This is a genomic window from Candidatus Tisiphia endosymbiont of Parasteatoda lunata (genome assembly GCF_964030955.1).
GTDB lineage: Bacteria > Pseudomonadota > Alphaproteobacteria > Rickettsiales > Rickettsiaceae > Tisiphia.
The window spans coordinates 937,463-959,845 of sequence record NZ_OZ035003.1; the positions used below are offsets into that span (position 1 = coordinate 937,463).

The following is a 22,383-nucleotide window of genomic DNA, read 5'->3' on the forward strand; positions in this document are numbered from 1 at the left end:
AAACTATTTGTGTATGGCTCATTTAGAAAGTGTCACAACACAAAAAAATATATCTGTGAAGTGTAAGATTTTGTTAAAAAATATCCTATCTTTTCTTGATAAGATATTTAAAATTTATGTTGAAACGACGCACTGCAAGTGCGGGGTTTTTCTCCCAAAGTGGGACAATAAAGTTGCGGTAGTAGTCAGTGGTCGTAGAAATTTTGTACTGTCAGCAAAATCGTTTCATAATAATCCTTATGATGGTCATACATTGCAGCAGAGTTTTGAAGCGGTAGAAAATGTAACTGGAATAAAGATAAAAAAATCGTTTGTTGATCTTGGTTATACTGGCAGCAATGTTAAAGAGAAGAGTAAGGTATATACCCCAAAAACTCGGAAAAAGTTATTGAAAGAAGACAAGTGTATGATCAGGAGACGCAGTGCTATAGAACCAATAATAGGGCATTTGAAACAATATGGCAGGATGGGCAGAAAGTTCTTGAAGGGTGTGATAGGAGATGTGATCAATCTAATAATCTCTGCTATAGGTTTGAATTTACGATGTATTGCCAATCATTTACACATCATGCCTAACTCTACATAAAAAAATTATCATTAAAAAACTTGCTAAACGATTAAAAAAAATCGTTAACAATAAGCTCATGTAAAAATTTTACTAAAACAGAAATTTTTCAATAAAATTGAAAACAATTTTTAATTTTAGTGCAAATATTAGAATTTTTTTTGTAAAAATTTTATTCAATCATAGATTATGGGGGGCTTTAAATATTTTTGGCGGACGGACTAGATTGTCAGATAAATTTTGACTGTCAGATAAGTGTTCAAGATACAAGATATCATTATTTTTTTCAAACGCTAATTTTTTACTATCTTTAAAGGTTTGCATTGGAGTTTTACCATAGCAATACTTGCCGGAATGAGGGCGTTCGTTATTATAATAATGTAACCAGGTATCAAGATCTTTTTGCAATTCAAAAAGTGAATTGTAAATCTTTTTACGCATTGCAGTATCATAAAACTCATTTTTCATGGTTTTATGAAACCTCTCACATATCCCGTTAGTTTGAGGGGAATATGCTTTTGTAACGGTGTGTTCTATTCCTTCAATACTTAAAAACAATTCAAAGGCATGATGTTCTATATTTCCTTTATATTCAGTACCACGATCAGTTAATATACGTAGTATAGGAATACCTTGTTCTTCGTACCAAGGTAGAACTCTATCATTTAACATATCAGCAGAGGTTATAGCTGTTTTGTCTGTGTATAATTTGGCATCCGTCACCCTGGAATAGCTATCGATAAAAGTTTGACCATAAACCTTACCTATTCCTTTAAAGTTGCCAACATAGTAAACATCTTGACAACCAAGATAGCCTGGATGTTCTGTCTCTATTTCCCCATGTGCCTCTTTAAGATTCTTACGATTCTCCAAGACACGTAATTGAGCTTCCTTAAGTATAATGCCATCCTGAGCCATTTTAGTTTCTAAAGCTACTAGCCGTTTCTTAAGATTATTGAGATCGTTCCTAAGCCAGATAGATCTAATGCCGCCGGGAGAGACTAAAATCCCATCTTTTTTTAATTCGTTCGATACACGAAGTTGACCATAAGCGGGGTACTCTATTGCCATGTCTAATACCGCTTTCTCTACAATAGGATCAACTCTATTAGCCAATATGGGTTTCTTACGGCTTATTTCATACAAGGCTTCATCGCCACCATTCTCATATAATTCCTTGAATCTATAATAACTATCTCTGCTATACCCCATTGTCTTACATGCACTAGATACATTTCCTAAGCTTTTTGCTAGTTCAAGTAATCCTATTTTTGGTCTTATTATTTTCTGATTTAAATTCATTTTAATCTCCATTTAATAATTTGTTTATAGTCACCTTTTTGGTTAAAACCCCCAGCTTCAGCTGGGAAAGACTTCAGTCCTTGTTCTAATATTTCAATTCACTATAACTTGAATATATGATATTTTAATATACATGAAGAGCTTGCTCTTATGTATATTAAAATATCATATATGACAGATTATAACAAGACTAGCCACACTGTATTTTACCATCGCTTTCATGTTGTTTGGATCACTAAATATCGCTACAAAGTATTGCAGGGTAACTTATAAGAATTAGGATCAGAGAGATAGCACAGGCATTAGTAATATCTCTTTAGAGTAATAGCGACTTCCAGTCTAGATATCAACCCACCAGCTTCAGCTGGTTGTTATTGAGTTTACTAAATGTAAGATTAAATCTCAACTACTTCATATTATCACCATTCTATCATTTCTTAACCGAATGCCATTGTCTACGTCAGAACACCTTCTAGCTTATATTTGGAATTGCTATCAAATTAACGTTGACGTATTGATGCTGACCTTGCATTATTAGGAGTACTAGATGGTATAAGTGAATTAGGGGTATCTACAGTTTTAGTAGACCCTATCCGCATTTTATGGATAATTTGTTGTTGCTTGCGATTATTTATTTTTTGTCTGCCAGTATTTACTATGGATTTAGTGATTTTAGCAGTTTCTGCTAATAATTCTTGAGGACTGTGTAGCTGGTCTATTTGTTCATAGTGATTCTTAAGAAATCTGTCCTTCACTTTATTATCTATGCCTTTTAGCTCAGCATATGTTTTGTATAACCCCTTTAAATTTGCTTTAGTTGCTGTTATTTGTTTTTCAGGAGATTCCTTAAAAATTGACTTAATAGAATTTATAAAACTATTACCTATTTCTTTAATTATATCTATTGCAGGTGATACTACTTCTTTTATTCCTCCGTAAATTTTTTGTAAGCCATTAGTAATAATGTTGGATACTTTGACTTCATATTCTTGAGCTACAGAGGAGATACCAGCAATTATATTACTCATTTCTTTAAGTTTATTAGCTAAGCTAGTTAACGATTTCTTATCTTGTATATTCTCAAACTGATCAGCAAATGTTTCAGCTATACCTGCTTGAGCATCAAGGTTAGCTGTCATAATTGATTGAGTATCATCAAAGGAGAATCTTACAGGTGTTTTTTTAATAACTCCATTAGAAGTAATATTAGAGATATATGATAAGCTTGTTGCTGATGTATTGTGTCTTATAGGACTATCAGCTTTTAATCTGTCTAGTCTATCACGTAGTGCTTGATCTTTCTGATTTCCTAATTCTATACTTTTTTTCTCTAGTTTAACTTCAGATTGTATTTGTGCTAGTAATTTGTCTACTTCATCATCAGAATGCAAATCTTTACCCCATAATTTATCCAACCTTGAATTAAATTGGTCATTGATTTGGTCAAAGTTATTCATCTCATTCTGTATATCTTTTTCAGTTTTTTCTGTAAGTTTTACAACTCTAGATTCTAATTCCTTTAATGATTGGGCATTAAAGGCTTTATTACTTCTTTTAGACATTTGCTTCCTTATAATCTTATCATTTATTCAATCTTAAATGACTATTTAGTGGTATTGGTTAGTATTATACTTTTTGTTAGTTGTTGAAACAAGATAAATGATAAGGTGACTATAAAAATTTAATTTCGTTAAGTTAGGACCACCGAGAGATTATTAGGAAAAAAATACTTAATTTGTTAAACTGATCAACAATGAAGCTTATTTGCACTTTATAACTATGCACATATTCTATATTTTACACTCAAATTGATCTCAATAAAAACCAGCTGAAGCTGGTGGGTTGATATCTAGACTGGAATTGCTGCTATTCAAGCTTCTTGATTTCTTCTTTGGTTAAACCAGTAGACTGAGAGATTATTTCAGTAGACACTCCTGCTTTCTTAAGGTTTTTAGCTACTTCAATATTTCGTTCAGATTTACCTATTTGGATACCTTCAGCTTTAGCAGTTTTTATCAGGTAATCCTCGGATGCCTTATTATCCATAATACGTTTAGTCTCTTTCTCATATGTCAGCAACTCTTCTTCTGTCCAATTAAACTGGTTTAGCTCATCGTATGCTCTCTCGATTACTTGATCCGATCCTATGATCTTACGTAAGTCGGCTTCACTAGTTTTATCCGCATGCTTAAAAAAGAAACACCATTTCTCAATTATGTTGGTCAGTAAATTTATATCTGTGATTTTAAACTTTGGTAGCTCTATAAAAGTAAAAGAAAAATCCTTTAAATCATGGGCATAGCTATCTTTATCCAAAATAATATGATCAGACTTATAAAACACTTTGTCTTTAAAAATAATATTATCACTGATAGCAATAAATATTACCGACTTTAAATCTATATATCTAGCTCCTTCTTCCTTGCCTTTATTTAACTGCCTTGAGTAGGCTTTAGCCGCATAATACTGAGCTCTCTTCTCAAAACCTTCTTGTGGAGATACCTGCATCTCAATAATTAGCTGTACGCCATTTTCATCTTTACATAAAACATCAACTACACTCTGCTTTTTAGCAGCAATCTCCGGTATTTGGATAGTGGGCAAAAATGTTACTTCCTTAATTCTATCACCACTTTTAAGCTCCAATACATCATTAATAAAATGAATCAGAATGTCTTTATTCTTCTCCGAACCAAATATACGGCGAAAGGCAACATCATTTTTAGGATCTAAAAATTTAGTAATAGCCATAAATAGTAATTATTAAGAGTTGTTACAGTTCCTACACATTAGTTATTATAACATAAAGCTAGCCAAATTACTAGAATATTACACTTAACAGCCATCAATTCCATCGGCAAATAGCTCTAACTGTTGCTCTTTTATACGATTTTCCATATCTCCACGTGCACAGTAAATTTTATCATATAAATCTTCTGGCTTACCTGCTAAATTAGTTACTATATATCTTGGATTCTCACCAAGGCTAGTTACTTCTGCTTTACCAACTATCTTACGATGACGACTCCAACTATCAGCTTTATATTTAAATTCACTAAAAAAGCGTTGCTTCTCTTTGCTAATTGTGAAGGCTTCGTTAGATTGTTGCATCAATGGCTCAAGCAGCTTGTTGAGTCTAGTATTTTGGGCTATTCCGACTATATATTTTACATTATTTTCATCACACCAATCCAGCATCTGATGACGACAAAATCCACCATCACCACGAAAAATAATCTCTACTTCAGGCCACGATTGACGAAAACGCTTGACTAATAGAGATAATATTGCCCAGCTATGCTTTGCTTGATCTAGCTTTGAGCTGCGAAGATAGCTTACTAACAGCTTTTTTCCACAAAAAACATATAAAGGTCGAAAGCAATTATGACGATAATATCCATGATAAAACTTCCCCTCTTGATTGCCATAAATTTCATCATCAGTGGCATCAAAATCAAGTATTAATTGTTTCGGCACGGTTTTATGAGATTCGACAAACTTGTCAATCATCACCTTATGAGCTTTAAGAGCAAATCCACGATCTGCTTTATTTTCTAAACGGCATAAAGTAGAGCTACTAGCCATATCGTCCAGTGTGTCTATACTTGTTTGCAAAGCTGGACATTTTCTTAAATTATCGTGATCATTTAAATCTTCATAACCAAGAGCAATACCATAAATACGCTGTTTGAGCATTGTTAAAATAGTATGAGTAATTTTATCAGAATCTCGCTTATCAGGAAAAATCTTAGCCAGTTCATTAGTTAGACCAAGTCTTTTATCTGCTTCTCTTAGCAATAATACACCTCCATCGCTACTAATATTACCTCCTGTGAAATTTATTTCTATTTGACGATTTTTTACTTTCGATTGGTAAATTAATCCTGTACAATTGAAACTGGACTGATTTTTCAAGACAAATTTTTCACTAATTTTGTTTCCCATTTTACATAATTTTTAAGCTGCATTTTGTAAGTAATCAAGATACACGTTCATCGGTTTTTTATAACCAATACTTGAATGGAATCTTTGATTGTTATATTTATCCATGTATTTATCAATACCATCTTTAAGTTCTGCGATATTTTTAAAATCATTTATAAATATACAATTATATTTTAAAGTTCTAAAAAATCTTTCAATCACAATATTATCAATGCTTCTACCCTTACCGTTCATTGAGATTTGTATATTATTCTCTTTTAGAATTCCCGTATGCTCATGTCCAGTATATTGACTACCCTGATCACTATTGAATATTTGTGGTGCAGGGTATTTATTCAGTGCATCTTTTAATACATCGGTTACAAGTGATGCATCCATAGAATTAGATACTTTATAACTTAGTATTGCCTTACTATGCCAATCTATAATCGCCACAAGATACATAAATCCTCCGTTAGTTCTAATATAAGTAATGTCACCACTCCACACTTGATTAACATAAGGTACATGAATAGTTCTATTCGTTCCTGATTTGTGCCAGTACGGCTCAAGCAAATAGCTATAAATTTTATGTTGACCATCCTTCACAGAAGTAGATTGCTTTTTATGAGGATGAATAGCTTCTATACCCATTATTCCCATATATTTAAGCACCCTATCTCTGCCCACATTAAAGCCGTCTTCCAATAATTGTTTGTATATATAACGATAACCATACTCAGGGTTATCCGTATATATTTCATCTATTCTATTTAAAATATCAAGATTATATAAGCTCATTACTTTAGCTTTATAATATACTCCAGATCTGCTTATCTTTAATAGTTCACATTGCCTTGTCTTTGCTAACGTACTCAGCTTGGGGTCGACAAGACTTTTCTTATTTGATAAGTCCAAGCTGTTTAGCTTTCCCACCGCCCAGTCCCTCTCGACTGTAGCCTTACCTAATGCTTTTGCAAGTTCATCGTTTTGATTCTTAAGTTCACTAATCTGCCCTTTGTACTCACTAACAGCTTTTGCTGGCTCAAATGCCAATGACGCATTATCTAAAAATTGTCGTTTCCAGTTTTGCATAGTTTTAGCCGTTACTTCATATTTGACCGATAACTGACCTATTGTTGATTCTTCTTTTAACATCTCTAATACTATTTTAGTTTTTGCTTCTGCACTAAAATTTTTAATTTGTTTTTTACCCATTTGTTTCTCTTTAATTTTATTTATTGTCCCACTTTGGGAGAAAAACCCCGCACTTGCAGTGCGTCGTTTCAACATAAATTTTAAATATCTTATCAAGAAAAGATAAGATAAGATATTTTTTAACAAAATCTTACACTTCACAGATATATTCTTTTTGTGTTGTGACACTTTCTAAATGAGCCATACACAAATAGTTTCTAACTTTTAAGTTAGTACATACATGAGGCATTCATGCCGTAATATTAAGCTCTGCACTTGCAGTGCAGAGTGGTTAACTATTCTATACTTATTGAGAAACAAAAATACCTGCTTCTTTGTCTAATTTTTTCAGTCCATTATACTAGTCATTAGTTGAATGCATCCTTATACGATTATAAAATACTTCTATATATTCAAATATGGCATATTTTGCTTCCTCCCTAGTTTTAAATTTATATTGATAAATTAGTTCTGTTTTTATAGTGTGAAAAAAGCTTTCAGCAACAGCATTATCCCAACAATTTCCTTTACCGCTCATACTCTGTATAATACCATGTTGTTTTGTAAGTTTTGAATGGCTATCAGAACAATATTGACTACCTCTATCAGTATGCCAAATAAGTCCTTTAGGTGGTTTACGTTGCCATATTGCCATTAGCAGAGCATTATTAACTAAATCAGCTTTCATGTTACTATTCATTGACCACCCTATAATTTTCCTAGAAAATAGATCAATAACGGTTGCTAAGTACAGCCAACCTTCTTCAGTTGGAACATATGTGATGTCCCCAACCCAATAACAATTAGCAGCATAGACCTTGAACTTTCTATCCAATAAATTAGGAGCAACTTGCTTATTATGACTAGAATCAGTAGTTGCTTTAAATTTATGTTTGCTTTTACATACTAAACCAGCTTCATTCATTAGCCTTGCAATCCGCTTCCGACTAACAATTATACCGTGTCTAGATAGTTCCTTTTTAATGGGTCTAGATCCATAATTCCTTCTACCTTCTTGAAAAATTGTTTTAATCTTACAGGTTAAAGCATTATCTTCTTTGTCCCTATTGCATTCAGGGGTAGTTAACCATTCATAATAGCCACTACGTGATACTTTCATAAATTTGCACATAATCGCAGTTGAAAAATCACCTTTATGCTTCTTTATCCATGCGTACTTTATTGGGACTCTTTCGCAAAGTACGCGGCAGCCTTTTTTAATAGATCACGCTCCTGCGTTACCCTAGCTAAATCTTTCTTTAATCTTTTTAATTCATCATAGAGATGTTCATCTGTTCGCATTATTGATTCTTTAGGTTTGGAATATTTATCTACCCAAGTATATAGAGTATTTCTAGTAATACCTAACTCTTTAGCTGTTTGTGACACAGGTCGCTTGGACTCAATTGCTAATTTAACTGCTGACTCTTTAAATTCAGCCGGATAAACCTTTGGTTTGCTATTAGTCATTTTTGTACTTCCTTTCTGTTAATATTGTCTCCTATTAACTGTCCGGAAAACTATAACCACATCAAACATCATGTACAGCTCCAGAATATTGATAATGTACAAGCTCAATTTTCTTACTGTATTGCTTTGACAATAACGTGTCATCTCCCACTAATAAACAAGAAGCTTCCCTATCAATATATTTTGACACTTCTCTGTAGATCCCGCTAGGGCGGAAATCCTTACTATTTAACCATCGACTTGCACTATCATGAGATAGGTTTATTGTCCCACTTTGGGAGAAAAACCCCGCACTTGCAGTGCGTCGTTTCAACATAAATTTTAAATATCTTATCAAGAAAAGATAGGATATTTTTTAACAAAATCTTACACTTCACAGATATATTTTTTTGTGTTGTGACACTTTCTAAATGAGCCATACACAAATAGTTTCTAACTTTTAAGTTAGTACATACATGAGGCATTCATGCCGTAATATTAAGCTCTGCACTTGCAGTGCAGAGTGGTTAACTGGACTTACTTCAGATAATGCTTTACCACTATATCTTACGCTACTTGCTTGTAAAAATGATTTATATAAGTCTTTGCTACATTTTGATCTTGCCATGCTTAACTAAAACAGGAGTTTCGCAGTTAGCAAAATTGCGAATCAGCTAAAAGGCATCTAATGTTGTTCTGAATTGATGTTTTTATAACTTCCCAAGTTTATTGATATAAAGTAATTTTTTCATTTATCCTCCTTTTGTTCATATCGAGCCAAGCAAATACGGCAAGGCAAATATGATTTCTCTGAGCTCGACCCGTGCGTGCCTGACAGCGTTCAATACCACAAGTTTGTTTTAATTCTCGATGATAAACTTCTATAGACCACCGTGCCTTAACAATTTTCTCTATTTGTTCACGTGTTGGATTTTCTAAGTTAGTTGTTATGTAATCAATGCGACCATTTTTTGCCACAAACTTAAATACCGTAACCCAACCGTATCCACGTAGGTGAATTTTTAGTCCCTCATCAGGAATCTCTAAACTTTCTAAGCTAACATTATGATTAACTTTTCTATTTTTTCTTAGGTTACTAACCCATGTCCAACCTAAATTACGTATATGTTTCAAATTCTCCAAACCGCTATACCACGCATCCATTACTACTGCATCAGGATTGATCCCTCTTTCCTTAGCTAAAGTAAGCATATCACAAAAATGCTCATTCTTTGTTTTTCCATCAGTTTCTTTATCATATATTCTATAATCTACAGGGGTAGATTGATCAGTTTTAGCATTGTAATGCAGTAAGTTGACCATCCCTATACCAGGTATAACATCATGTACAGCTCCAGAATATTGATAATGTACAAGCTCAATTTTCTTACTGTATTGCTTTGACAATAACGTGTCCAGGAGTTTCGCACTTAGCAAAAAATATGTTAATCTAGCAAGAAAGAGTTTTAGTTAAGCATGGCAAGATCAAAATGTAGCAAAGACTTATATAAATCATTTTTACAAGCAAGTAGCGTAAGATATAGTGGTAAAGCATTATCTGAAGTAAGTCCAATAAACCTATCTCATGATAGTGCAAGTCGATGGTTAAATAGTAAGGATTTCCGCCCTAGCGGGATCTACAGAGAAGTGTCAAAATATATTGATAGGGAAGCTTCTTGTTTATTAGTGGGAGATGACACGTTATTGTCAAAGCAATACAGTAAGAAAATTGAGCTTGTACATTATCAATATTCTGGAGCTGTACATGATGTTATACCTGGTATAGGGATGGTCAACTTACTGCATTACAATGCTAAAACTGATCAATCTACCCCTGTAGATTATAGAATATATGATAAAGAAACTGATGGAAAAACAAAGAATGAGCATTTTTGTGATATGCTTACTTTAGCTAAGGAAAGAGGGATCAATCCTGATGCAGTAGTAATGGATGCGTGGTATAGCGGTTTGGAGAATTTGAAACATATACGTAATTTAGGTTGGACATGGGTTAGTAACCTAAGAAAAAATAGAAAAGTTAATCATAATGTTAGCTTAGAAAGTTTAGAGATTCCTGATGAGGGACTAAAAATTCACCTACGTGGATACGGTTGGGTTACGGTATTTAAGTTTGTGGCAAAAAATGGTCGCATTGATTACATAACAACTAACTTAGAAAATCCAACACGTGAACAAATAGAGAAAATTGTTAAGGCACGGTGGTCTATAGAAGTTTATCATCGAGAATTAAAACAAACTTGTGGTATTGAACGCTGTCAGGCACGCACGGGTCGAGCTCAGAGAAATCATATTTGCCTTGCCGTATTTGCTTGGCTCGATATGAACAAAAGGAGGATAAATGAAAAAATTACTTTATATCAACAAACTTGGGAAGTTATAAAAACATCAATTCAGAACAACATTAGATGCCTTTTAGCTGATTCGCAATTTTGCTAACTGCGAAACTCCTGGTGTCATCTCCCACTAGTTAACCACTCTGCACTGCAAGTGCAGAGCTTAATATTACGGCATGAATGCCTCATGTATGTACTAACTTAAAAGTTAGAAACTATTTGTGTATGGCTCATTTAGAAAGTGTCACAACACAAAAAGAATATATCTGTGAAGTGTAAGATTTTGTTAAAAAATATCTTATCTTATCTTATCTTTTCTTTTCTTGATAAGATATTTAAAATTTATGTTGAAACGACGCACTGCAAGTGCGGGGTTTTTCTCCCAAAGTGGGACAATAAACAAGAAGCTTCCCTATCAATATATTTTGACACTTCTCTGTAGATCCCGCTAGGGCGGAAATCCTTACTATTTAACCATCGACTTGATCTGTCAACAGTTTTCCGGACAGTTTGTTTAGGCACATTTTTGCATTTTCTCGTATTGTACAGGTGATAGATAGTCATTAGTTGAATGCATCCTTATACGATTATAAAATACTTCTATATATTCAAATATGGCATATTTTGCTTCCTCCCTAGTTTTAAATTTATATTGATAAATTAGTTCTGTTTTTATAGTGTGAAAAAAGCTTTCAGCAACAGCATTATCCCAACAATTTCCTTTACCGCTCATACTCTGTATAATACCATGTTGTTTTGTAAGTTTTGAATGGCTATCAGAACAATATTGACTACCTCTATCAGTATGCCAAATAAGTCCTTTAGGTGGTTTACGTTGCCATATTGCCATTAGCAGAGCATTATTAACTAAATCAGCTTTCATGTTACTATTCATTGACCACCCTATAATTTTCCTAGAAAATAGATCAATAACGGTTGCTAAGTACAGCCAACCTTCTTCAGTTGGAACATATGTGATGTCCCCAACCCAATAACAATTAGCAGCATAGACCTTGAACTTTCTATCCAATAAATTAGGAGCAACTTGCTTATTATGACTAGAATCAGTAGTTGCTTTAAATTTATGTTTGCTTTTACATACTAAACCAGCTTCATTCATTAGCCTTGCAATCCGCTTCCGACTAACAATTATACCGTGTCTAGATAGTTCCTTTTTAATGGGTCTAGATCCATAATTCCTTCTACCTTCTTGAAAAATTGTTTTAATCTTACAGGTTAAAGCATTATCTTCTTTGTCCCTATTGCATTCAGGGGTAGTTAACCATTCATAATAGCCACTACGTGATACTTTCATAAATTTGCACATAATCGCAGTTGAAAAATCACCTTTATGCTTCTTTATCCATGCGTACTTTATTGGGACTCTTTCGCAAAGTACGCGGCAGCCTTTTTTAATAGATCACGCTCCTGCGTTACCCTAGCTAAATCTTTCTTTAATCTTTTTAATTCATCATAGAGATGTTCATCTGTTCGCATTATTGATTCTTTAGGTTTGGAATATTTATCTACCCAAGTATATAGAGTATTTCTAGTAATACCTAACTCTTTAGCTGTTTGTGACACAGGTCGCTTGGACTCAATTGCTAATTTAACTGCTGACTCTTTAAATTCAGCCGGATAAACCTTTGGTTTGCTATTAGTCATTTTTGTACTTCCTTTCTGTTAATATTGTCTCCTATTAACTGTCCGGAAAACTATAACCACATCAATAAAGTTTTTAAAGGATTAGCCAAACATAGTAAATCCTCTATGGGGTATTTTTATGGTTTTAAATTACATGTAATAATCAATAATAAAGGGGAGTTTATGGCATTAAAAGTGACCAAAGGCAATGTAGATGATAGGGTTCCAGTACCGGAGTTAACAAAAAGATTAACTGGAATTATAGCAGCTGATAAAGGTTATATTAAGCAAAATTTGTTCTTAAATTTATATGAAAGAGGCTTAAAAATGATTCATGGAATTAAGAAGAATATGGAAAATAAATTAATGGATTTGAAAGAAAAAATTTTACTTCGAAAGCGTAACTTAATTGAAACAGTTTTTGATTATCTAAAAAATAAAATGAACCTTGAACATACTAGACATAGATCACCAATAAATGCCTTTGTCCATATATTATCTACTCTTGTTGCTTACTCATTAAAGAAAAATAAACCTTCAACAAAATTTGATTTTAATCTACATGTTCACAATATCCTTATCCCGAATTCACGTATCTTACGTAATTTGTCCAGTAACCTAGTAGCATATTGACAAGGTGCATACTTTGAGTTGTTCCAATAATTAATCTCTTCTTCTTCCATAAAAAACCCTAAATATTTTTATATTCAATTTATAGGTTAAACTAAACTAAAATATAAATTATTACTAAGGATTTTTTATCTATTTTTACAAAAGATGAATATTTTTGCATTTTGTTGTTGTATAAATAGACAGTTACTTCCTTTATATTCACATATCCTATAAATCGTTGTGTAAACTGTAAATGACTAGACAAAAAAGTACCAGTAAAATTTATATTGTTATAGAACTCTTGCTAGAAAAAACTAGAGTAATATTTTAATGAGGTTGCCTTGGTGTAAATTGTTATATATTTATTGTCCCACTTTGGGAGAAAAACCCCGCACTTGCAGTGCGTCGTTTCAACATAAATTTTAAATATCTTATCAAGAAAAGAAAAGATAAGATAAGATATTTTTTAACAAAATCTTACACTTCACAGATATATTCTTTTTGTGTTGTGACACTTTCTAAATGAGCCATACACAAATAGTTTCTAACTTTTAAGTTAGTACATACATGAGGCATTCATGCCGTAATATTAAGCTCTGCACTTGCAGTGCAGAGTGGTTAACTATTTATTTCAGAGTATTTTTAGTTTATTTTCTAATTTTACCTATACACCTGAGTTCGATATAGGAGATCAGTTTAATAGTCTCGGTGTTGCTACGGCGGGGACTAAAAATAGCCTGAAAGGCTATTAAGTATCATGGATTCCTGCTTTTAGTTAGGAATGACATCACTTTTGCAGGGGGGAATAATTATTCTTATATCGAACTCAGGTTCAGGTTATACTAAATCTAAAATGAGAATGTAATATATTGCCTGAATTAAAATTTGACGAAAAGCAGTTGCTTTTACTCAGCAGAATTAAAGAGTTTGCTAAACAAATTGAAGATAAGTCGTTTTTTAGATTCTTTAATAGCAGTTTATTAGCAAAAAAAGCTATATATTTATATGGTAATGTAGGTAATGGCAAAACTGTATTAATGCAACATTTTTTCCAAATATTGCAAATTAAGAAATTAATGGTACATTACCAAAACTTTATGCAATCGGTACATAAAGATATTTATCAGTTGCAAGATAAATCACAATCTAAAAATAATATTATCAAAAGAATTGCTGCAAATTATGCAAAGCAGGCGGAAGTAATATGCATAGATGAGTTTGAAATTAAAGACATAACTGATGCTATGATAATAGGGCCGCTGCTCCTTGAACTCATAAGACATAAGGTGTTTATCTTCATTACTAGTAATATAGAGCCAAAAGATTTGTATAAAGATGGTTTACAAAAAAATTCTTTTTTGCCAATAATTAAAGAGATTTATCAAAAGTTTGAAGTTATGCATTTGGATAGTGAGCATGATTATCGATTAGATAAAATTATACACATGACTAATAGACGCATAATATACCCCATTAATGAAGATAATAAGCTTGAGATACAGAATATTATTAGCAAGTTAAATAGTAATAACCGATTAGTGTCTAAGTATATTCTAGTTTTTGGACGTAAAATATCTTTTAAAATGGCTAGTGAAAAAATATTAGTGACAGATTTTGAAGAGCTATTTGTAAGAGAATTAGGTTATGTTGATTATGTAAATATTTGCCAAAAATTTTCTATCATAATAGTAGAAAATATTCGTATAATAAGTTCTGATAACACAGACTTAGCTGTTAGGTTTATTAATTTTGTTGATAATGCTTATTTTTATAAGGTTGTATTATTCATGACATTACAAGATGAACCTATAAAAATATATCAGAATGGTTTTCGCAAAGGTGAATTTAACAGAACTATTTCAAGATTATATGAAATGAATAGTGATAGCTATGGCAATTAAAAAGGGTAAATTTATTACGTTTGAGGGTGGAGAAGGGTGCGGTAAATCCACCCAAAGTAATATGTTATACCAGTATTTACTATCACAAAATATTTCAGCAGATTTAACACGTGAAGTAGGGGGGACTATTTCTGCGGAGAAGATGCGTGACATTTTAGTTAATCAAGATTTGCTACCTATGTCAGAATTGCTGCAAATCATGGCAGCACGTTATGAACATGTTCATAAAAGGATTATTCCTAAACTAGATTGTGGGATATCAGTTATTTGTGATAGGTTTGTAGATTCTACTGCTTGTTATCAAGGGCAAGATATAGGGATTGATTTAGTTTATGATCTTCATAAGTCTTTAATATCTGATGTGATGCCTGATATTACATTTTTTATTGATATAGATCCAAATATTGCCTTACCAAGGGCATTAGTGCGAGGGAATAATAACAAATTTGAAAGCAAAAATATTGAATTTCATCAAAAAGTCTATGACGGATTTCAATATATATCAGCTAAATTTCCAAATAGAATAGTAAAAATAAATGCCTCAACTCTTAGTGTACAAGAAATTCATAATATAATAGTTGCGATGCTCGTTACAAAGGTTTGGTGAATAAGATGGAAGATAAAATAGAGAAGAAAATAGAGAAAATATGTGTTATTGGTTCTGGAGTAATGGGGCTAGCAATAGCTTCCTTGATAGCTAACTCCTCTCACCAAGTTGTTTTACTAGATGTAGTAAGCAACGACACTAATGACAGGAATGCAATCCTTACAAAGGCTCTAGAAAATATAGAGAAACAACAACCAGCTCCTTTATCGCATCCAAGTAAATTAGCGTTTATTACCATTGGTAATTTAGAAGATGATCTAAAGCTGATTACAGAATGTGATTTGATCATTGAAGTTATTATTGAAAAAATTGCAATAAAACATCTTCTATATGAGAAGATTCTAGCCTACCTAAAAGAAGATGCTATTTTAGCTTCTAATACTTCAACCTTACCTTTAAGGAAATTAAAAGAGCAAATGCCTGATTCTATAAAATCTACCATCAGGTCTAGATTAGTCATTTTTTTAATCCTCCAAGATATATGGAATTACTTGAACTTGTCGTGGATTCAGAGGTTAGCTCAGGGGTTATAGAGAGGATATCAGATTTTCTAACACGAGATTTAGGGAAAACTATTATTAAATGTCACGATACTCCAGGTTTTATAGCAAATCGAGTTACGTCAGTTCGGGATAAGATATAGATGAAATAGTAATAGATAAAAGGATTGTCAAAAAGGAGTGCCTGCAGTATTTATATTTTTAAACAAAAAAACAAACTACAGGCATGAGAAAAGATATCACAGAATTATATAGTTTTATAGATGATTTTTGTAAAATTTATTTGGAGTATGAACAGAGAAAGTTATTACCATCAAATAAGCAAAGAAATCGCTGTTGTAGCATGAGTCTAAGTGAAATGTTAACAATAATAATTATGTTTCATACATCCTATGCTAAGCATTTTAAATTTTTCTATAAAAGTTATATAGAGTGCATGCATAAGGATGATTTTCCCAAAGCCTTGAGTTATAATAGATTTGTTGAATTAATGGCACGATTATTCATACCGCTAAATATGTTGATTCATTTGTTGTTTGCTGAGGAAACAGGTATTTATTTTATTGACTCTACAACGATTAAAGCTTGTCACAATAAAAGGCGTTATAGCAATAAAGTTTTTAAAGGATTAGCCAAACATAGTAAATCCTCTATGGGGTATTTTTATGGTTTTAAATTACATGTAATAATCAATAATAAAGGGGAGTTTATGGCATTAAAAGTGACCAAAGGCAATGTAGATGATAGGGTTCCAGTACCGGAGTTAACAAAAAGATTAACTGGAATTATAGCAGCTGATAAAGGTTATATTAAGCAAAATTTGTTCTTAAATTTATATGAAAGAGGCTTAAAAATGATTCATGGAATTAAGAAGAATATGGAAAATAAATTAATGGATTTGAAAGAAAAAATCTTACTTCGAAAGCGTAACTTAATTGAAACAGTTTTTGATTATCTAAAAAATAAAATGAACCTTGAACATACTAGACATAGATCACCAATAAATGCCTTTGTCCATATATTATCTACTCTTGTTGCTTACTCATTAAAGAAAAATAAACCTTCAACAAAATTTGATTTTAATCTACATGTTCACAATATCCTTATCCCGAATTCACGTATTTTGGTGTTTCTGAGAATAAGAAGGTTGTTTTAATAGATGATGATCTAAATAATGTGAATATCGCAAAGAAAAATGATATGCAGGGGATACATGTTAAAGAGGGTATTGAGTATTTAAATGAGGCTTCTGAGATAGTTACAGCACAAGAACAAAAAGAAAATCAAATACAGACTAACTTTGATCAGCCAACAGAGAGTAAATTAGAACTGTTAGATGAAGTTCTTCCTTCCCTAGGAGATTTAGACTACTCTTATGACACATTATAGGGATTATACTATTTTGCTTTGAAGAAAAGACAATAGCAAAACTTCTAGGACTAAACACCTAGTATAATTTTCATCAAAACTAAGGATTATTTCTCCCATTTTTCTTAAAGCTTTGTTATAATCATTCTAGTTACAAACCTTTTTTATAGATGGTATACTGCTCGTAGGATCATTTGAGTATACCGCTAGAGTCTTGGATAATGACGACGCAATTTTTGGTTTTCTATTCTAGAATATAGTATACTTCTGATGAGTTTTTTATCATTCTATTCAATTTTTAGGTTCATAACAACCTATTTTGACTATCCACGTTAGTAATACCTCCTCACGAAAGCAGGAACGTCCATATATGACATCCTAGGCTATTAAACCGATGTCTTACATTAAACTGAGGTTATATACCTACTTAAACTTGTACATTTGGTTAATTTATGAAGTCATATACTTTTAAAGAGCATTTTTTAGAGCTAAAGGCTAGGTTCTTACGAGTATTTGCTGCATTCATTATTGGTTTTATTATTTGTTATTGTTTCAGTAACGATATATATAACATTTTATTAGAGCCACTTGCAGAATTAGATCATGCTGATATAAGAAAAGTGATCTATACTGGTCTTACTGAAGCATTCTTTACTTATATAAAACTTGCAGCTTTTGTTTCTTTTGTCATGATTATGCCAATTATCGCTATAGAATGTTTTTTATTTATAAGACCTGGGTTATATTCAGGTGAGAAGAAATATGCTGCTTTTATTCTTTTTATGTCGCCTGTTTTGTTTTGGTGTGGGAGCATCTTTGTATTTTATTTTGTTATGCCGCGTGCATGGCAATTTTTTCTAAGCTTTGAAGATAATAATGCTATTATTCCACTAATTCTAGAAGCTAGAATTAGTGAATATTTAAACTTAGTAATTCAGTTAATTATTGCGTTTGGTATAGCTTTCCAATTACCAATTATTATGTTAATATTAAATTTATTAAAAATATTAACAGCAAAAGACTTAGTGGACAAAAGAAGATCGTCTATAGTAATTATTTTTATTATTGCTGGTATTTTAACTCCACCGGATGTACTTAGCCAATTTGCCCTTGCAATACCAATGCTTTTATTATATGAAACTTCAATTATTATGTGTAAATTTGTAGAAAATCGAGGAAGTTAAATGTTAGATATAAAGTGGATTAGGGAGAATAAGCAGGAATTTGATGATCTACTTATCAAAAGGGGAATTCCCCCAATGTCCGATAAAATTACTAAACTAGATGAAAGCAAACGCCAGCTAACTAATCTTATTCAGCAATTTCAGCATGCAAGAAGGAAGAAATCTAGGGATCTAGGCAACATGCCTAACAAATTTAGTAAAGAATTTGAAGAAATAAAGCGTGATGTGGATCACATAAATGAGAAACTGGAAGAACTGAATTTAAAATTAAATAGTAATCACCAGTTAAACGATATGTTGGAGGTATTGCCAAACCTTCCTGATCCCGACGTACCATATGGCACTGATGGCAGTATGAATAAACTGCTTAAAACAGTAGGAGACATTACAACAAAACTATCTCTTCCTTTACCTAAGCAGCATTTTGAACTTGGTGAAAGTTTAGGAATGATGGATTTTGTACGTACTGCTAAAATGTCTGGTAGTAGGTTTGTGACTCTAAAGGGAGATTTAGCAAAGCTAGAACGTGCATTGATTAATTTTATGATTGATACACATACTCAAGAATTTGATTTTACTGAACTATCTCCTCCATCTTTGGTGCGACCAGCTGCTATGTATAATAGTGGTCAATTGCCAAAATTTGCAGAAGAGTCGTTTGAAACGGTGAATAATTACAGGTTAATTCCAACAGGTGAAGTACCTCTTGTTAATATGGTGGCCGATACCATAATAGCTAGGGAAGAATTGCCTATACGTTATGTTGCTTACACACCCTGTTACAGATCAGAATCTGGAAGTAGTGGTAGAGATACTAGAGGTATGATACGTATGCACCAGTTTGGTAAAGTTGAGTTGGTTACAATAACTACTGCAGAAGAATCTCAGCGTGAACATGAATATATAACTAATGCAGCTGAAACCATTCTAAAAAAACTTGATCTACCATATAGAGTTATGTTGCTTTGTACTGGAGATATGGGATTTACTGCCAAAAAGACCTATGATTTGGAAGTATGGTTGCCTGGTCAAAATCTATACCGTGAGATTTCAAGTTGTTCTAATTGTGGAGATTTTCAGGCTAGAAGGATGAAAGCTAGATATAAAGAATTTGATAGCAACGAAACCACTCTTGCCCATACTTTGAATGGTTCTGGTTTACCAATTGGTAGGACAATAATCGCAATTCTAGAAAATTACCAAAATGCAGATGGTTCAATAACAGTTCCAGATGTTTTGGTGAGTTACATGGGTGGGTTGGAGCGAATTCATACCACTAAAGAGTCTAAATAACATGTATTTGATAGGTATCATTGGTGTTCAAAATAGCTAGCAACTCAAGAAAAGTTGATAAGGATTTATATAATAATTCTGCAGAGGATTTCATTCCAATTGCTTGTCATTATAATGAGAATACTTTGTTAACTAAGAATGGCGAACTACTCCAAACTATCCAAATAAATGGTATCAATGCAGAAAATATTAGCACTAAGTTATTCAATTTACGAGAAGTAGTGCGTAATGCGATTAAGAAAAATGTTCATAATAAAAATTTTGCATTTTGGATACATACTGTACGACGTAAGACAAACTTAGATGACCCAACTCCTTACAATAAATTGTTACCAGCTAATATTCACAATTTATGGCAACAAAAAAATTACTGGGATGATAAATTTGTTAATACCTTATATATCTCAATAATTTATGATTCTGCTAAAATTAAAGTTAAAGATATCAACTCTTTAATAACTTCTTTGTCTTTCGATAAACTTGTCAATTACCAAAATAACTATTTAGATAGTGTTTTTAAAATGCTAAATAGTACTGTTGACAAAATACTTTTGGATTTACAAGATTTTGGTGCAGTAAAGTTAGGAATAAGATTTGAAGGAGAAGAATCTTACTCTGATTTGATGTTTTTATATCGTAGAATAATTCATCTCAACGAAGAATATTGCTTAGTACCGATTGCAAATCTATCTAATGCTTTAGCCTCTAATCAATATGCAGTTGGTAACGATAAGATTGAAGTAATAAGTAGGCATGATAAAAAGTTTGCCTCCATTATTTCAATAAAGGAATATCAAGAAGTATCATCAGCTGCACTTGATGGATTCCTACAATTACCTGTGGAATTAATAGCAACAGAAATATTTTACTTCGTTGATAAAAAAGAAGTATCTAAAACATTTGAACAACAGGCATATATTTTACAAGTTAGTAAGGATACTAAACTTGCTGAAATTACAGGAATAGATAAGATAATGAACCTTGATGCTTCAATCCCGAACCAATTTTGTAAACAACAAATTTCTATTGCTATTATAGGGTCAGATTTGGAGAAATTGGATCAATCAATTGCCCAAGCATCTAAGGAACTTGCTAAAATTGGTATTGTCCATGTGCGGGAAGATATAAACTTAGAGCAAACATTTTGGGCACAGCTCCCAGGGAACTTTTCCTATGTTAGGAGGCTCGCTCCCACAATTATAGAAAATACCGCCGCTTTGGCCTCATTACATAATTTCCCGACCGGAAACCAAAATAACATATGGGGTAAAGCGGTGACTTTGCTTAGAACAGAAAAAGGAACTCCTTACTTTATGAATTTTCATGCTAAAAGTAATAATAGAGGAAATACTTGTATTTTTGGCACAGCTAATACTGGTAAGACTGTACTAACAAATTTTTTAATTTCTGAAGCAACTAAATACAAGCCAACAATATTATATCTTTCCAATAATAATAATTCAAAGATTTTTGTTGAATCAATTGAAGGGCAGTGGTTTGAAAAGGAGAAGAACCTAATAAATCCATTTCTACTAGATGATACTCTAGAGTCAAGGAATTTCGTTATCGAATTTCTTAAGATAATTTGCAATCATTCTTTTTACCCTCTAACCAAAGCAGAATTAGCTTTTCTAGAAAACTTCGCTGATAAAATTTGGACTTTAGATAATAAAGAACGTAATTTTTCCTCCATTTTAAAAACAATGGACTTTTCTATAGAAGGTGGAGACTTAATTAAACTAAGGTTGACTGATTATACAAAAGGAGGATTATATGATGGTATATTTGATAGTGATAAATTCCCTTTATCTGAAGGCGGCATAATCGGGTTTAATTTGTATCCTTTTTCTGGGAAGTCTTTTACTGAACGTTTTTATCCAACAGATAGAAAACTTCTAGAAGATTTTTCAATGAATTTGACTAAGCATAATAGTTTATGTGCAGGATTAATATATGCTTTTAATTATCACTTAACTATTATAGGGAAGAGTCCAAAAATATTAGCAATAGATAATCTAGATTCCTTGTATAGACCGGAAAATTTTGATAACATATCACAAATGATTTCTGATAGATTGCTGAGTAATAATGGAATAATGGTTAGTAATTTTAATTTTAGTTATCTACAGTCAACAAAAACAAAGGTGCTACAGAATTGGTTGGATTTAATAGACACTAAAATAATTTTACCATCAGAAATAAAATCACAGTATTTAGAACAAATTTTAGGATTAAATGAATCAGAAATAAATAAATTATCGAAATTTACAATTGCTTCTAGAATGTTCTTAATAAATCAAAATAATCAATCTATTGCTTTGGAGTTAAGTATAGGAAGTTTAATTGGCATTATCAAGATTCTATCCTGTAGAACCGAGGAATTAAAAATATATCAAGAAATATTACAACAATATCCAGGACATCCTGATAATTGGATTAATCCTTTGTATATAGCATTAAATCATATTTAGTTGTAAGAGGAG

General features: G+C 32.1%; 23 protein-coding genes and 2 pseudogenes. 13 read left to right on the forward strand and 12 right to left on the reverse strand.

From position 1 onward, the window contains the following. Positions 1–13 precede the first annotated feature (13 nt). Complete coding sequence (locus AAHN00_RS05855) at positions 14–586, forward strand: hypothetical protein (RefSeq protein WP_342272394.1); 573 nt, start codon at positions 14–16, stop codon at positions 584–586. 159 nt (positions 587–745) lie between these two features. Here AAHN00_RS05855 and AAHN00_RS05860 read toward each other — a convergent pair whose 3' ends face one another. The 10 genes from AAHN00_RS05860 to AAHN00_RS05905 form a co-directional block, all read right to left on the reverse strand. Next, entirely contained in the window at positions 746–1,867 is a 1,122-nt protein-coding gene (locus AAHN00_RS05860) for an IS481 family transposase (protein ID WP_342272395.1), read from the reverse strand. Positions 1,868–2,367: 500 nt separating this feature from the next. Beyond that, positions 2,368–3,429: a hypothetical protein gene (locus AAHN00_RS05865; RefSeq protein WP_342272396.1), complete on the reverse strand. Its 1,062-nt coding sequence runs from the start codon at positions 3,427–3,429 to the stop codon at positions 2,368–2,370. A gap of 304 nt (positions 3,430–3,733) precedes the next feature. Next, entirely contained in the window at positions 3,734–4,618 is an 885-nt protein-coding gene (locus AAHN00_RS05870; RefSeq protein WP_342272397.1) for an Rpn family recombination-promoting nuclease/putative transposase, read from the reverse strand. 84 nt (positions 4,619–4,702) lie between these two features. Further along, positions 4,703–5,812: an IS1380 family transposase gene (locus AAHN00_RS05875; RefSeq protein ID WP_342272398.1), complete on the reverse strand. Its 1,110-nt coding sequence runs from the start codon at positions 5,810–5,812 to the stop codon at positions 4,703–4,705. A 12-nt stretch (positions 5,813–5,824) separates the two neighbouring features. Next, entirely contained in the window at positions 5,825–7,009 is a 1,185-nt protein-coding gene (locus AAHN00_RS05880) for an IS3 family transposase (RefSeq protein WP_342270912.1), read from the reverse strand. Between the two features lie 340 nt (positions 7,010–7,349). After that, on the reverse strand, positions 7,350–8,210 hold the full coding sequence (locus AAHN00_RS05885; RefSeq protein WP_342272592.1) for an IS3 family transposase: 861 nt from the start codon (positions 8,208–8,210) through the stop codon (positions 7,350–7,352). Next, positions 8,168–8,458 carry a transposase gene (locus AAHN00_RS05890; RefSeq protein WP_342270937.1) on the reverse strand — a complete coding sequence of 97 codons (291 nt, stop codon included), beginning with the start codon at positions 8,456–8,458 and terminating at the stop codon, positions 8,168–8,170. The genes AAHN00_RS05885 and AAHN00_RS05890 overlap by 43 nt, the downstream gene beginning before the upstream one ends. 61 nt (positions 8,459–8,519) lie before the next feature. Continuing rightward, positions 8,520–8,795, reverse strand: a complete 276-nt coding sequence (locus AAHN00_RS05895) for a hypothetical protein (protein WP_342272399.1) — start codon at positions 8,793–8,795, stop codon at positions 8,520–8,522. 102 nt (positions 8,796–8,897) lie between these two features. Further along, the gene (locus AAHN00_RS05900) at positions 8,898–9,065 is read right to left on the reverse strand and encodes a hypothetical protein (protein ID WP_342271924.1); all 168 of its coding nucleotides are present in this window, start codon (positions 9,063–9,065) and stop codon (positions 8,898–8,900) included. Between the two features lie 98 nt (positions 9,066–9,163). Then, positions 9,164–9,874: a transposase gene (locus tag AAHN00_RS05905; RefSeq protein WP_342272400.1), complete on the reverse strand. Its 711-nt coding sequence runs from the start codon at positions 9,872–9,874 to the stop codon at positions 9,164–9,166. Positions 9,875–9,913: 39 nt separating this feature from the next. Here AAHN00_RS05905 and AAHN00_RS05910 point away from each other — a divergent pair, with 39 nt between their 5' ends. Both AAHN00_RS05910 and AAHN00_RS05915 read left to right on the forward strand, forming a co-directional pair. Beyond that, positions 9,914–10,894: a transposase gene (locus AAHN00_RS05910; RefSeq protein WP_342271025.1), complete on the forward strand. Its 981-nt coding sequence runs from the start codon at positions 9,914–9,916 to the stop codon at positions 10,892–10,894. 138 nt (positions 10,895–11,032) lie between these two features. After that, the gene (locus AAHN00_RS05915) at positions 11,033–11,233 is read left to right on the forward strand and encodes a hypothetical protein (protein WP_342272401.1); all 201 of its coding nucleotides are present in this window, start codon (positions 11,033–11,035) and stop codon (positions 11,231–11,233) included. A 72-nt stretch (positions 11,234–11,305) separates the two neighbouring features. Here the strand turns inward: AAHN00_RS05915 and AAHN00_RS05920 are convergent, their stop codons facing one another. Together AAHN00_RS05920 and AAHN00_RS05925 are read right to left on the reverse strand one after the other, a co-directional pair. Beyond that, complete coding sequence (locus AAHN00_RS05920; RefSeq protein ID WP_342272567.1) at positions 11,306–12,208, reverse strand: IS3 family transposase; 903 nt, start codon at positions 12,206–12,208, stop codon at positions 11,306–11,308. Further along, complete coding sequence (locus AAHN00_RS05925) at positions 12,166–12,456, reverse strand: transposase (protein WP_342270937.1); 291 nt, start codon at positions 12,454–12,456, stop codon at positions 12,166–12,168. The genes AAHN00_RS05920 and AAHN00_RS05925 overlap by 43 nt, the downstream gene beginning before the upstream one ends. A 63-nt stretch (positions 12,457–12,519) precedes the next feature. Here AAHN00_RS05925 and AAHN00_RS05930 point away from each other — a divergent pair. The 10 genes and pseudogenes from AAHN00_RS05930 to AAHN00_RS05975 form a co-directional block, all read left to right on the forward strand. Next, a pseudogene (locus tag AAHN00_RS05930) lies at positions 12,520–12,990 on the forward strand (IS982 family transposase); the annotation flags it as partial. A gap of 926 nt (positions 12,991–13,916) precedes the next feature. Next, the gene (gene zapE / locus AAHN00_RS05935; RefSeq protein WP_342272402.1) at positions 13,917–14,948 is read left to right on the forward strand and encodes a cell division protein ZapE; all 1,032 of its coding nucleotides are present in this window, start codon (positions 13,917–13,919) and stop codon (positions 14,946–14,948) included. Then, on the forward strand, positions 14,938–15,555 hold the full coding sequence (tmk, locus tag AAHN00_RS05940) for a dTMP kinase (RefSeq protein WP_342272403.1): 618 nt from the start codon (positions 14,938–14,940) through the stop codon (positions 15,553–15,555). The genes zapE and tmk overlap by 11 nt, the downstream gene beginning before the upstream one ends. Positions 15,556–15,560: 5 nt before the next feature. After that, positions 15,561–16,088 (forward strand): 3-hydroxyacyl-CoA dehydrogenase NAD-binding domain-containing protein, encoded by a 528-nt coding sequence (locus AAHN00_RS05945; protein ID WP_342272404.1) that lies wholly within the window; start codon positions 15,561–15,563, stop codon positions 16,086–16,088. Continuing rightward, entirely contained in the window at positions 16,037–16,198 is a 162-nt protein-coding gene (locus tag AAHN00_RS05950; protein ID WP_342272405.1) for a hypothetical protein, read from the forward strand. Before AAHN00_RS05945 ends, AAHN00_RS05950 begins: the two co-directional genes overlap by 52 nt. 83 nt (positions 16,199–16,281) lie before the next feature. Continuing rightward, positions 16,282–17,211: an IS982 family transposase gene (locus AAHN00_RS05955; RefSeq protein ID WP_342272406.1), complete on the forward strand. Its 930-nt coding sequence runs from the start codon at positions 16,282–16,284 to the stop codon at positions 17,209–17,211. A gap of 20 nt (positions 17,212–17,231) precedes the next feature. Further along, positions 17,232–17,444: a hypothetical protein gene (locus AAHN00_RS05960; RefSeq protein ID WP_342272407.1), complete on the forward strand. Its 213-nt coding sequence runs from the start codon at positions 17,232–17,234 to the stop codon at positions 17,442–17,444. 431 nt (positions 17,445–17,875) lie between these two features. After that, positions 17,876–18,630, forward strand: a pseudogene (tatC, locus tag AAHN00_RS05965) (twin-arginine translocase subunit TatC). Further along, entirely contained in the window at positions 18,608–19,900 is a 1,293-nt protein-coding gene (gene serS / locus AAHN00_RS05970; RefSeq protein WP_342272408.1) for a serine--tRNA ligase, read from the forward strand. Before tatC ends, serS begins: the two are co-directional and overlap by 23 nt. A gap of 32 nt (positions 19,901–19,932) precedes the next feature. Next, entirely contained in the window at positions 19,933–22,371 is a 2,439-nt protein-coding gene (locus AAHN00_RS05975; RefSeq protein WP_341752335.1) for a VirB4 family type IV secretion/conjugal transfer ATPase, read from the forward strand. The last annotated feature ends 12 nt before the right edge of the window (positions 22,372–22,383 follow it).

Coding starts and splice junctions, on each gene's coding strand:
- AAHN00_RS05855 (WP_342272394.1), top strand. CDS start 14: ATGGCTCATTTAGAAAGTGTCACAACACAAAAAAATATATCTGTGAAG.
- AAHN00_RS05860 (WP_342272395.1), bottom strand. CDS start 1,867: ATGAATTTAAATCAGAAAATAATAAGACCAAAAATAGGATTACTTGAA.
- AAHN00_RS05865 (WP_342272396.1), bottom strand. CDS start 3,429: ATGTCTAAAAGAAGTAATAAAGCCTTTAATGCCCAATCATTAAAGGAA.
- AAHN00_RS05870 (WP_342272397.1), bottom strand. CDS start 4,618: ATGGCTATTACTAAATTTTTAGATCCTAAAAATGATGTTGCCTTTCGC.
- AAHN00_RS05875 (WP_342272398.1), bottom strand. CDS start 5,812: ATGGGAAACAAAATTAGTGAAAAATTTGTCTTGAAAAATCAGTCCAGT.
- AAHN00_RS05880 (WP_342270912.1), bottom strand. CDS start 7,009: ATGGGTAAAAAACAAATTAAAAATTTTAGTGCAGAAGCAAAAACTAAA.
- AAHN00_RS05890 (WP_342270937.1), bottom strand. CDS start 8,458: ATGACTAATAGCAAACCAAAGGTTTATCCGGCTGAATTTAAAGAGTCA.
- AAHN00_RS05900 (WP_342271924.1), bottom strand. CDS start 9,065: ATGGCAAGATCAAAATGTAGCAAAGACTTATATAAATCATTTTTACAA.
- AAHN00_RS05910 (WP_342271025.1), top strand. CDS start 9,914: ATGGCAAGATCAAAATGTAGCAAAGACTTATATAAATCATTTTTACAA.
- AAHN00_RS05925 (WP_342270937.1), bottom strand. CDS start 12,456: ATGACTAATAGCAAACCAAAGGTTTATCCGGCTGAATTTAAAGAGTCA.
- tmk (WP_342272403.1), top strand. CDS start 14,938: ATGGCAATTAAAAAGGGTAAATTTATTACGTTTGAGGGTGGAGAAGGG.
- AAHN00_RS05945 (WP_342272404.1), top strand. CDS start 15,561: ATGGAAGATAAAATAGAGAAGAAAATAGAGAAAATATGTGTTATTGGT.
- AAHN00_RS05950 (WP_342272405.1), top strand. CDS start 16,037: ATGGAATTACTTGAACTTGTCGTGGATTCAGAGGTTAGCTCAGGGGTT.
- AAHN00_RS05955 (WP_342272406.1), top strand. CDS start 16,282: ATGAGAAAAGATATCACAGAATTATATAGTTTTATAGATGATTTTTGT.
- serS (WP_342272408.1), top strand. CDS start 18,608: ATGTTAGATATAAAGTGGATTAGGGAGAATAAGCAGGAATTTGATGAT.